This window comes from Pedobacter sp. Leaf176, assembly GCF_001424305.1.
GTDB lineage: Bacteria > Bacteroidota > Bacteroidia > Sphingobacteriales > Sphingobacteriaceae > Pedobacter.
In genome coordinates, this window is record NZ_LMPD01000003.1 from 383,143 (window position 1) to 395,386 (window position 12,244).

At 35.8% G+C, this 12,244-nt stretch carries 8 protein-coding genes; 5 read left to right on the forward strand and 3 right to left on the reverse strand.

All coding sequences use genetic code 11. The features are described 5' to 3' along the window. Positions 1–59 precede the first annotated feature (59 nt). Positions 60–3,506 (reverse strand): PAS domain-containing hybrid sensor histidine kinase/response regulator, encoded by a 3,447-nt coding sequence (locus tag ASF92_RS10390; RefSeq protein ID WP_056092024.1) that lies wholly within the window; start codon positions 3,504–3,506, stop codon positions 60–62. Between the two features lie 693 nt (positions 3,507–4,199). Here ASF92_RS10390 and ASF92_RS10400 point away from each other — a divergent pair. The 5 genes from ASF92_RS10400 (at position 4,200) to ASF92_RS10420 (ending at position 9,477) form a co-directional block, all read left to right on the forward strand. After that, positions 4,200–4,604: a response regulator transcription factor gene (locus ASF92_RS10400; protein WP_056092030.1), complete on the forward strand. Its 405-nt coding sequence runs from the start codon at positions 4,200–4,202 to the stop codon at positions 4,602–4,604. A gap of 4 nt (positions 4,605–4,608) precedes the next feature. Next, positions 4,609–5,808, forward strand: coding sequence for a sugar transferase (locus ASF92_RS21390; protein WP_056092034.1), 1,200 nt, complete (start codon positions 4,609–4,611; stop codon positions 5,806–5,808). A gap of 93 nt (positions 5,809–5,901) precedes the next feature. Then, positions 5,902–8,265, forward strand: coding sequence for a hybrid sensor histidine kinase/response regulator (locus tag ASF92_RS10410; protein WP_082489530.1), 2,364 nt, complete (start codon positions 5,902–5,904; stop codon positions 8,263–8,265). A gap of 102 nt (positions 8,266–8,367) precedes the next feature. Further along, positions 8,368–9,087: a DUF1080 domain-containing protein gene (locus tag ASF92_RS10415; RefSeq protein ID WP_056092040.1), complete on the forward strand. Its 720-nt coding sequence runs from the start codon at positions 8,368–8,370 to the stop codon at positions 9,085–9,087. 159 nt (positions 9,088–9,246) lie between these two features. Then, positions 9,247–9,477 carry a DUF4287 domain-containing protein gene (locus ASF92_RS10420; RefSeq protein ID WP_056092044.1) on the forward strand — a complete coding sequence of 77 codons (231 nt, stop codon included), beginning with the start codon at positions 9,247–9,249 and terminating at the stop codon, positions 9,475–9,477. Between the two features lie 357 nt (positions 9,478–9,834). Here the strand turns inward: ASF92_RS10420 and ASF92_RS10425 are convergent, their stop codons facing one another. Beyond that, positions 9,835–10,878, reverse strand: a complete 1,044-nt coding sequence (locus ASF92_RS10425) for an NAD(P)-dependent alcohol dehydrogenase (RefSeq protein WP_056092047.1) — start codon at positions 10,876–10,878, stop codon at positions 9,835–9,837. A 127-nt stretch (positions 10,879–11,005) separates the two neighbouring features. Further along, complete coding sequence (locus ASF92_RS10430) at positions 11,006–12,196, reverse strand: GAF domain-containing sensor histidine kinase (RefSeq protein WP_056092050.1); 1,191 nt, start codon at positions 12,194–12,196, stop codon at positions 11,006–11,008. Between the last annotated feature and the right edge of the window lie 48 nt (positions 12,197–12,244).

The window sequence follows — 12,244 nt, forward strand, 5'->3', positions numbered from 1 at the left end:
TTGATAAGATTTACATGAATAGTTGGTAAACTATTCATGTAAAATTATATGATTATCTATTACTCTTCATTAGGAAATTCCTCCCTCAGTTTTTCGATTACCTTTGAAATAATTATTTGTGTCTGATTCAGCTGAGCAGGCAAAGCAGCATCATTATACCGCTCACTACCAGCTGTTTCTATATCTCTTATGGTTTTCTGTAATGAAAAAATACTAAGATTATCCACATTCGATTTTAATTTATGTGCTATCGCGCCCATTTGCATTAAATCATTGGAATGGTAGGCATCTATCATTTCCTTCACACTTAGTGGTGTTTGTTCACAAAATATGTCGACCATTTTCCTTACAAATGCTTCCCTGCCTTTACTAATCGTCCTTAAGCCAGACAAGTCATAAAGTGATTCATTGTTTTCTATTGTTTTTTCCACTTCCCGGGTATCAAATTTTATATCAGCATTGTTGTCACTTACAATCCACCTATCTATCGTTTTTAAAAATTCTTCTTCATTAATCGGCTTGGTTATGTAGTCATTCATACCGGCATCTATACATTTTTCACGTTCTCCTTTAATTGCTGATGCGGTTAGTGCAATAATGGGAATGGAATCTCCCAAACTTCTTATTTTCCTGGTTGCTTCAAAACCATTCATAACCGGCATCTGGATGTCCATAAGCACAACATCGAATGTTTCTTTTGCAATCATTTCCAGTGCAATTTCACCGTTTTCTGCAACCATTACGGTTGCTCCATAATCTAATAACAAGATTGAGGCCACCAACCGATTCAAATCATTGTCATCCGTAACCAAAATCTTCCTGCCAACAAGGAAATTTTCATTAAATGAAGTTTCTTCCCTTTCCGGCATATCTGCTGATGCGCCTTTTTGCAATTCTAAAACAAATGAGATTGTGGTACCTAAACCTTTCTTACTATCAACAAAAATTTCTCCCCCCATTTGTTCAATAAGTTCCTTACAAATACTCATGCCCAAGCCTGTACCGCCGTATTTCCTGCTTACCGATTCACTTTCCTGACTAAATTTATCAAATAAATGTTTCACAAAACCTGGCTCCATTCCTATTCCAGTATCGACAACAGAAATATGAATAACCTGTGAGGTTGGTTTGTCGGCTATTACACGACAATTTAAATCTACCGAGCCCCTTTCGGTAAACTTGACCGCATTTGTCATTAAATTAAGTAATACCTGGTTAAGCCGGTATGGATCGCCTATTAAAACTTGTGCTATATTTCCGTCAAAATAGAAGTTGTTTAAATCCAGCCCCTTCTCCTCTCCCTTATGTGTAATTACCTGCATTGCATTTTGTAATACATCTATAAGGTTAAATCCTATATTTTCTAAACTCAGTTTACCAGCATCAATTTTTGATAAATCGAGTACATCATTAATGATAACCAATAAACTTTTTGAAGCAGTATGAATCGTTTCCAGATAAAATTCTTGCTGAGGTTCCAGCTTTGTTTTAGCCAGTTGATTTGCCATGCTCATAATTGCATTCATTGGCGTTCTTATTTCGTGGCTCATATTTGCCAGGAAAATTTCTTTTGAATGGGCAGATTGTTCTGCTTCAATTCTTGCTACAACCAGTTCAGTTTCCTGACTTTTCTGTTCTGTAATATCTAAGTGGATACCAATCGATCCAACCAATTCAGCTTTGTCGTTATATCTTGGACCTTCACTAATTAACCACCATTTTATATTTCCCGCTTTATCCCTGGTTTCGACTTCATATGCATCTGCAAGTCCGCTTTCATGATTCCTTTTTTTGTTGGTATCTTTGCCGGCTTTTGCATCAAAATGAAATAAATCTTTGGCTCTCTCTCCAATTAATTCCGGCATTGAATAGCCGCTCATGTGACAAAAGCTATTGTTAGCATAAGTTATTATACCGTCGTTATCTACCTCAAGTAATCCAAGCTTCATATTCGCTAAAATACTTCGGTACTTCTCTTCATTTATTCTTAATGATTCTTCAATGCTCTTTCGCTCGGTAATATCGGCCATAAAACCAGAAAAAACTTTCGAATTGTTCTGATCCGTATAAGAATAAGAAGAATGGACAGCATACCACCTGGTACTTAATCCCGGGATGGTAATTTCAGTTTCATCGTAAAACGGTTCCAGTGTCTCCCTACTATGCATTTGTTTCAGGTTAATTCGTTCCTGATCTTTTGGTGCAATGTATTTCTGGTTCCAGAACTCATCGGCGGTTATTCCGAAAACCCGTTCTATTGCCGGACTGATGTACCTCAAGCCATCCGTACCGTCGGCTCTGTACTCATATTCGTAAATAACGCCTGGAATATTTTCGGATAAAGACTTAAATATTTTAAGGCGTTGTTCTAACTCCTGTTCTGTCCGTTTAATCGGTGTTATATCCGTATGTGTACCAATAACACGTAGCGGTCTGCCCCTTTCGTCTTTTTCGATGACTACACCGCGATCTAAAACCCACTTTACATCGTTATTCTTATGTATAATGCGATATTCTTCATTATGAGTATCAATGCTTCCCCGCTTATACTTTTTAAAACTGGAAACTAATAAATTTAAGTCTTCCTTATGCACACTATCCCACCAGTTGGAATCACTTTGGCTGAGCTCGTGTTCTTCATATCCCCAGAATTCATTATTTGTTTTTGAGAAAAAAGTTTTACCCGTAACGAAATCGTGCTCCCAAACATTCCCTATTTTCTCCAACGCTATCCTGAAACGATTTTCAGACTCTTCGCGACGTTCCCGAACTTCTTTTTCATTTGTAATGTCTTCGATAAGTGCAAAAAACCCCGTCAGTTCGCCTTTTTGATTATGAATGGCCTGACCTTTAACCCTTCCCCAATACGGTTTTCCAGATTTTGAATAATTATAAATATCTGCATTAAATGATTTACCGTTAGAAACGCACTCATTTAAATAATTTAAAGTTTCCTGGCTTGTATCTGGTCCATGCAAAAGGTGTTCAGGTTTTTGGCCAACGGCTTCATCAAAACTGTAACCCGTCATTTTTGTAAAACTTTGATTAACCCAGGTGATGCGATCTGAATTATCAGTAATTATAACCGTATTGGTATTAACTTCAGCAATTTGCGATAGAATTAGAAGCTGATCAGTCTGTTTTTGTAAGATTTGTTCCGTAGTATTGATCTCCTCAAGATCCTTATGGGTGATACCAGCGAATATAAAAATTGATGTAGCGTCCAAAAATTCGAAATCTCCATTAAATGAGAGGTTTGGATTCTCAACCGATTTTAAATCCAGTAATTGACCATTGAAAGATTTAACTGAACTGAAATCTTTTAATTCACTTTCAGAACCCTTAATTGTAAAACATTCGAAAAATGATTTGCTGGTTAAATCTAGATTTAGTTTTTCGAAATTACTTCCATAAGATTCTATCACCAAATCCTTATTGATAATTAAGTAAAATGGAAAGAGGCGGTTTAATTGATTATGATTAAATGAAAATAAGGATATACTCATATTTTTCAATGATATTAATTCAAGGCTTCAGCCTAGAAGAGCGTTTAACTTTTACTAAAAAAATTTGCTCCATCTTTTAGATGCTATTATATAAAAGACCGAAGTAAAAGAGATTAAAGATATGCGTTTAAAATTGAAAAAAATATATTATAATTTATTTTTAATAATTTGTTAGAAATGGATGTCGTTTCGTCAAAAAAAAATGCACCATATCCGATTTTACTGATTTTAGAAGCATGTTAAACTTCTATTTGTCAAAAAAAAAATCTCCTCCTCCTATTTTTAAATCTCCCTCATTTGGATTTAAAATGCTTTTTTATATTATTGTACTAATATCACCTGTTTTCTTCATAGGTTTGTATACTACAATTGGTATTATAATAATGTGAACCGCAAGCATGCAGTTACAATTTTAAAGAAGTATATGACTATTAACGCCCGACAAAAAAATGGATTTTATTTGTACCACGATTTTCAATAAAAAATTCAAACCAGATTTAATAATTTAATGGATTTTACCTTTTCAAAATTATTTCCAAAATATAATTATGGATTAAAATTTGTTAACAAACAAAATATTGGATTTGGATATCAGCTAATCAACTTAAATTTGGCACATTTAAAAGGCTTTTCAAAACCTAATACCTTTTTTTTACGTTATATTATGCTATCATTTAAAATACTTTCCGGAAAATGAATTTATCCGCTATACGAAAAATCAAAGTTTTAATCGTCGAAGATGATGTTTTTATGCAGGCTATCCTCGAAGAGATTTTGAGTTCTACATATGATATTGACATAAGATCCAATGGAATGGATGCCTTATCCTTTTTACAGAACGGAAACATCCCTGATTTAATTATCGCAGATTTAAATACGCCTAAGCTTAATGGCCTACAATTGGTTGAACAGGTTAAAGTAAGTGATTTTTTTAATTCAGTTCCTATAATAATCCTTTCCGGTGAAGAAAGCTCCGACAAAAGAATTCAATGTTTAGATGCAGGAGCAGACGATTTTATTGTAAAACCTTTTAACCCTGCAGAACTAGAAGCCAGGATTAGAGTTGTTTTACGGAGAATGGGAAAATTGAGTATTTAACATTATGAGTGAAAAAATAAACGCTCTTTCCGATATGCCAATAGTAGCTCTGGTCGGCTTTGAAGATGCTCTTGCAGAAGTGTTCGACAACTGCAATTTGGGAGAAAACCAAATTCTTCATTTTGAAAACGGTATGAAAATGGCGCATGCCTGGTCCGAGCAAAATTTAAACATAGTTGCCATCATCTCCTACAGCGAAATCATGGCTCCTTCAGGGCTTGCTTTAGTTGAAGCATTAAAAAAGAAGGAACTCCCGGTAGTACCTTTTTTCTTAGTTGTAAATTATTTTAATCCGAATTTAAGGAAACTTGCTCTTTCTGCAGGCATATCCGATGTGTTCCGTTTTCCTCTAAAAACTAAACGGATTGAAAAAAGAATTAATTTTTTAATAACTAACTGGTCACTGCTAAAGGATAACATAAAATCGGAAGTGCCTCAGATAAAAAATATTGGTTTTGCAAAGCGTGTATTTGACATTTTTTTTGCTGGGATGGCTTTATTTTTCCTTTCCCCTTTATTTTTAATCATTTATATCCTTATAAAAATAGAATCCAAAGGGCCTGTGTTTTATTATTCCTTACGAGCGGGAACAGGCTTTAAAGTATTTAAATTTTATAAATTCCGTTCCATGTTTGTTAATGCCGACCAGCGCATTAAGGATTTAAAACATCTGAATCAATATGATATTGATTCCGGCAAAAAAGATCCTGAAGTTGGAACGAAAGAAATTTTTTGTAATCAATGTGCTGCTGAAGGTAAATGTCAATACCCGCTGTATGCCGACAATATTCAATGGTGCGAGAAGGACTTTAAATATTCTAAACTGGCAAGTTCAGGTTCAGCCTTTTTCAAAATTAAAAACGATCCCAGAATTACTAAAGTTGGTAACTTCATAAGAAATACCAGTATTGATGAACTTCCTCAATTATGGAATGTGATTATCGGCGACATGAGTATTGTTGGAAACAGGCCTCTTCCTTTATATGAGGCGGAAAAGTTGACAACTGATAAATATGTACTCCGTTTTGCGGCTCCTGCTGGAATAACGGGGTTGTGGCAGGTTGAAAAACGAGGAAAAGGCGAAATGAGTGAAGAGGAGAGATTAATGTTAGACAATACTTATGCTAAAAACCAAAGCTTTGTCAACGATATCAAGCTTATCCTTAAAACAATACCTGCCCTGTTGCAAAAGGAAAACGTATAAATACTATATTTCCTTATAAAATCCAAGATCTAGAACTATTAATAGCTTCTTTGCGTAAATAGCAAAATCCATTCATTATTACATCTTCGCCTATTGAAAATAGTACTACGCTCCGCAGCATTAGTATTGTGCTTTTTATGCTTCCAAGTACAAGCTCAATATGTTTTTAAGGAAGGTAAGCTTCCTGACAAAATTTCTATTCTAAATTATTCTTCGCTTGCAGATGTTGGACATAGAAATCTATCCCTTCAACGAGTTATTTCAGATTCAGCCAAACTGAATTTTAAGCAACAAAAAGGTAAACTTGCCAACCTTGGTTTTACCAGTAATAATTATTGGCTTAAATTCGCAGTTAAAAACAGTCTTAAGGTTCCGGTACTATATTATCTGGAGACGTCAGAACCCATAACTGATAACACAAATTTATACCTTATTGATGAAAAAGGATTAGTGCAGAAAGAATTGAATGGGGATAATTTAGACTTTGACCGAAAAAGCGTTGCTTCAAGAAAAACACTTTTTAAAATAGAGTTGGCCGCCGGGCAAACTAAAAAGGCGTATCTTGAAATTAAAAATGATGGAGAAAAAAATACGCTTCCATTATATTTAATAAGCCAGCAAACCTTGCTTAAAGAAACTTATTTCTATCAACTCGTAATGGGTATTTTTTATGGGATACTTTTAATCATCGCCATAACCTATTTCTTCTTCTATATCGCACTTAAAGAAAATTCTTTCCTTTACTATTCGTTATATGTGTTTTTTGTCGGGCTTTGCCAGTTCACATTAGATGGTTTTTATCACCAATACATCGGCACAGGCTATTCTTGGCTAAACCTTCATATGGTAATTATTTCAGCTATATTTAGCTGCTACTTCTTCGGAAAATATAGTGAAGTCGTATTAGATCTGAAAGAACAAAACCATACTACATTTCGGTTATTGCAGGTATTATACATCGTGTTAGGTATTGTTTTCGTACTTATTATTATTGTGCCGGGCTTTTTAAAATACTCTTACCCTGCAATCAATCTGCTAACCTTTATCGGCATGTTACTCATCTTTATGGCGATATTCTTTATTGTTAAAAGAAAACAAACATTAGATGTATTCTACGCAGCGGGTATTGCAATCCTATTTATATGCATATTGTTTGCTATATTAATGAATTTCGGGGTTTTTCCAGAGAATTTTTCTACTGATAACATTACAAAACCAGGTATCGGATTAGAAATTGTAGCACTTTCATTATCAATGGCTAACAGGATTCGATTGCTCAACTCTAAAAAAGAAGAACTTCAATCCATTGCGCTTCAAAAATCTGAAGAAATGAATGATGTGAAGTCGTATTTTCTATCAAACATGAGCCATGAATTAAGAACCCCGCTTAACGCAATTCTGGGCCTAGCCGCGATAATGGAGAATAACAGTACGGACCCAGAAGTTAAGGCAAATTGCGAAGTCATCAGGTATGCATCGCATGGCTTAATATCGTCAGTTAACGATATTCTTGATTTTTCAAAAGTTGAAAAGGGTGAGCTAGAATTGGAAAAAACAGAGTTCAAACCCTATGAGATTTTAAATAGGCTGGCAAGCATTTCTAAAAAACAAATTGAAGATAAAGGTCTAACTTTCCACTTTCATACTTCACTAGCTGCTGATACTTTGGTCATTGGCGACCCGGTTCGCTTAGAACAGATTATTTATAACCTTATAAATAACGCGGCCAAATTTACCTCTCATGGTTCCGTTATATTCGAAAGTAAATCATCCTTAAACAATGGAAACTTAAAGCTTACCGTATTAATTTCTGATACAGGTGTTGGCATTCCTTCTGAAAAACTGGATTCCATTTTTGGCTTGTTTTCTCAAACTACATTAGATAACAAGCGCAGATTTGGCGGTTTCGGCATTGGGCTGAGCATCGTTAAAGCTCTTGTAGATTTACATGATGGTAAAATTAACATCAATAGCAGGCCGGATGAAGGCACGACATGTGAAATCGAAATTAATTATCCTGTAGTCATCAAAAAAGAAATTCCGATAAGTACGTATCCTAAGGATGATGACCATTTATCTGGAAAGAGAATATTAATTGTTGAGGATAATCCGATGAATCAAATGATTATTCAGATGATGCTGGAGGATTGGAATAATACAGTAATTAGCCTGGCAAATAATGGCGCTGAATGCCTGGAGATGATGAAAACAGAGCATTTTGACATGATATTAATGGATTTGCAAATGCCGGTAATGGATGGATACGAAGCGATAACTGCTATCAGGAAAGGTGAAACCGGTAGAGACAAAATGAATATACCGATCATAGTTATTACTGCCGATATAACGAAAGAAAGCAAAAAAAGGGTATTCAGCGTTGGTGCAAACGACTATATGAATAAACCTATTGATGATAAAATAATGTATCAAAAGATAAGCTCAATTTTGATCGCATAAAGTACGTTACTAAATCGTTTTGTAACAGTTTAAACGCATTTTATCAGAAATAATTATATTCGAAAAACAATTGTTAATTTCGAAATAAAAATCAAAACTCTGATGAAAAAAGCACTATTCATTTTTTTCCTTTTTACAATCTTTTATAATGTATCTATTGCCCAGAAGCCTAATACATTAACCAAAAAAGAAGTAAAAAAAGGCTGGAAATTATTATTTGATGGCAAGACAACAAACGGTTGGCATACTTATTTACGGGATACAGTGGGTTCCAAATGGACTGTTCAGGATGGTGCAATCGTTTTCGATCCAAGTAAACCGAGAAACGGCGGCGGCGATATCGTAACAAATGAGGAATACGAAAACTATGAGCTAAACCTCGAATGGAAAATATCTAAAGGTGGTAACAGTGGCATCATTTTCGACATTCAGGAACAACCAAAATACCGCGCGACATACTTAACCGGTCCTGAAATGCAGGTATTGGATAATATTGATGCAGACGACAACAAAAAAGAAAATCATTTAGCGGGTTGTTTATATGATATGTCTGGCGATGCAACAGTTTCTAAGCCAAAACCTGTTGGCGAATGGAACCAAGTAAGGTTAATTCAAAATAAAGGACATCTTACATTTTACCTTAATGGAATAAAAACGTTCGATGGTCAAATTGGAAGTGAAGCATGGAACAAACTGGTCGAAAACAGCAAATTTAAAGATAGAGCTTTCGCAAATTTTGCTAAAGTTGCAAAAGGAAAAATTGCTCTACAAGAACATCCAGGCTCGAGCCAATGGAGAAATATTAAAATAAAGACCTTATAATAAGGTCATGAATTTTATTCAAAAGCTGTTTGCAAACAATGTAAACAGCTTTTTTTTAATTATGTCTTAAACAGCACCATTATTTGTCCAGTAAAGGACATGAAATTTAATCGATTCTGAATTAGTTTTGCTTAGAAAGCTAACATTAAAAAATTAACTATGTCATTCCAGGGATATTTAAAAACAATTAAAGAAAAAACAGGCCTAGGCCCTGCTGAGTTAAGGTCAAAAGCAGAAGAGAAAGGTTTTACAGCGCATGGCCAGCTGAAACCCAACGTTAAAGCCGGAGAAATTGTTTCCTGGTTAAAGCAGGAATTTGATTTGGGCCACGGGCATTCAATGGCGATTTATGCCCTATTGAAAGGAATAAAAAACGAGGATAGCGAATAAGAAAAAGGTGCCTGTATCAAAAGTAAAATGTTGCTTTAAGGCGAGAATTTTATTTCTTTTCCCGTCATTCCCGCGCAGGCGGGAACCACGATTGCTCAGCGAAACTAATTTAAAGCGCTCTGCAGTAGCATTAGGATCCCCAATTAACCCGATATGCCGGGTTGGCAATGACGACGTATCAAAATATAATTGTTCAGTGAGCCAGTGTAAATCTTTTTGATACAGTATCTTTAAATTAAGAGAAATTTCTTATCATTTAATATCTTCATCATCAGGCAAAAATTGGCTAGTAGATAAAAACCCTCAAAACAAATGTTTAGAGGGTTTAGATTGTGATTTATTAAATGGCAAATGTATTTACAATGTTGCCATATCAATTACAAAACGGTAACGAACATCACCCTTTTCCATTCTTTCGTAAGCATTATGGATGTCCTTCATATCTATCATTTCAATATCTGAAACAATATTATTTTCAGCACAGAAGTCGAGCATTTCCTGAGTTTCTTTAATTCCCCCGATACCAGAACCGGCAAGGCTTTTTCTGCCGCCCAACAAGCTGAAGGCTGCAATTTCTGCTGGCTTTGGTGGTACACCAACACAAATATGGGTTCCATTAGTTCTTAATAAGGAAAGATACATATTGAAATCGTGTTCGGCAGATACGGTATCAAGGATAAAATCGAAGGTTCCTCTTGCAGCTTTAACTTGTTCCGGGTCTGTTGTAACCACAAAATGATGTGCACCTAATTTCTTTGCATCTTCTTCCTTTTTAGGTGATGTACTCAAAACGGTTACTTCCGCACCAAAAGCCACACCGAATTTAACGGCCATATGGCCAAGTCCGCCTAAACCAAGAACCGCCAGTTTATGGCCTTTTCCAACCTTCCAATGACGTAGTGGCGAGTATGTTGTAATGCCAGCGCACAAAAGTGGCGCAACAGCAGCCAAATCCAATTTATCAGAAATTTTGAGCACAAATTCCTCTCTTACGACAATGCTATCGGAATAACCGCCGTATGTAGGGGTTTTCCCATCGCGTTCAAGCCCATTGTATGTCTGGGTATTTCCTTCCAAACAATATTGTTCTAAATCCTGCTTACAGTTTTCACATACCTGGCAGGAATCGACCATGCAACCAGTACCTGCAAGATCGCCGACTTTGAATTTAGTAACATGATCACCAACATTCACTACACGCCCTACAATTTCATGTCCCGGAACCATTGGAAAAATACCAGGAAACCAGTCATTTTTTATTTGATGAAGATCTGAATGGCATACCCCACAAAAAAGTATTTCGAATTGCACATCGTGCGGACCTACTGCTCTTCTTTCAAAATTCCAGGGCGCAAGTTCTGTTTCAGCACTCTGTGCCGCATATCCTTTAACTGCTATCATAAATTGTTTTATTATTTAATTTATCCAACAAATATAAAAGACAATTGTTAGCCTATAAACAGAGATTTTAAAGATTTGACTGTGCTATTATAGAATAACTGATTTTATAAAATCAGTTTTGACGGTGTTATTTCTCAACCGGTAACTTTACAGTAAAACAAGTTGCCTGATTTGAAGAATTTACAATAATTTCGCCACCATGTGCCTTCGTAATTTCGCTGGCGATATAAAGTCCGAGGCCAAGCCCTTCCTGTCCGTGCTTAACTTTACCCCTGGAAAAAGGTTTGAAAAGATGCGCCTTCGTAGCCTCATCAATAGGTTTACCCTGATTGGTTATACAAAGTTCCAAACCGTGCTCATTCGATTTCGCCGACACTGAAACTTGTTTTCCACTTTCCCCGTGGGAAATAGCATTACCCAATAAGTTTGAAAATAGTTGCGCGATCCTTTTATGATCTGCCTTAATGGGTTTCTGCAAATCAAGTTCAAGTTTTATTTCCGTTTCAGGCACTGTAATCGTGAATTCGGTGACAACCTCTTTCAACGTAGTTTCCAGGTCATGGGCATTATCAAAATCGAGATTAATGCCACCGCCAAGCCTTCCCCTGGCAAAATCAAGAATATTGTCGATTAGGCCCCTGGTTCGCATTGTTGCATCCTGTATAATTTTCGCCAGTTTAAGATTCCTTTCATCCATATTGCTCCTCAACTGAAGCTGAACAGCATTGGATATTGCATTTACTGGATTGCGGAGGTCGTGCCCCAACATGGCAATAAACTGTTCACGCAATTCACCTTCTTTCTGCTGCTTCTGGTTTTCATTATTGGCATCAGAAAGATCATTTAATACACTTAAGTGAAAAGAAATTAAATCGGCAAAAAGATGGAATGTATCCAGTGTATGCTTATTATTTACCTTTGCGGGGTTAGGGTCTATTGCACATAATGTACCAAAGAATTGCCCGTTTTTCAATAGGATAGGAACTGATATATAACTCTGTAAGCCATACATTCTGGGTGTATGATGCTCCTTCCATTCTTCTTCTTCGCTAACATTGTCAATGGCAACGCTTTTATGATGCTCGCGAATTTCGTTACAAATCGTTGTATCCAGTTTCAATTCCCCACCGGCCGTAAGTCCAAAGCCAATCTTATCATTTACTGCACAAGCTATCCAATAATCTTCTGTAACCCTGGCAATGGCAGAAAAGCCCATACCCGTGGTTTTACAAACGACATCAAGAATATTGGATATGATAGGAATTTTAGCAATCGCTTCTATATCGCGTTGAATATCCTCTTTGCTTAAGGGTTTCATCAATTTTAGTAATGGACGTTATTAAAGATTTCAAATATAACTAATAAT

Bases quoted from the DNA above. Each gene is read 5' to 3' on its own strand.
- ASF92_RS10425 (WP_056092047.1), bottom strand. From the start codon at position 10,878: ATGATAGCAGTTAAAGGATATGCGGCACAGAGTGCTGAAACAGAACTT.
- ASF92_RS10415 (WP_056092040.1), top strand. From the start codon at position 8,368: ATGAAAAAAGCACTATTCATTTTTTTCCTTTTTACAATCTTTTATAAT.
- ASF92_RS10390 (WP_056092024.1), bottom strand. From the start codon at position 3,506: ATGAGTATATCCTTATTTTCATTTAATCATAATCAATTAAACCGCCTC.
- ASF92_RS10420 (WP_056092044.1), top strand. From the start codon at position 9,247: ATGTCATTCCAGGGATATTTAAAAACAATTAAAGAAAAAACAGGCCTA.
- ASF92_RS10400 (WP_056092030.1), top strand. From the start codon at position 4,200: ATGAATTTATCCGCTATACGAAAAATCAAAGTTTTAATCGTCGAAGAT.
- ASF92_RS21390 (WP_056092034.1), top strand. From the start codon at position 4,609: ATGAGTGAAAAAATAAACGCTCTTTCCGATATGCCAATAGTAGCTCTG.
- ASF92_RS10430 (WP_056092050.1), bottom strand. From the start codon at position 12,196: ATGAAACCCTTAAGCAAAGAGGATATTCAACGCGATATAGAAGCGATT.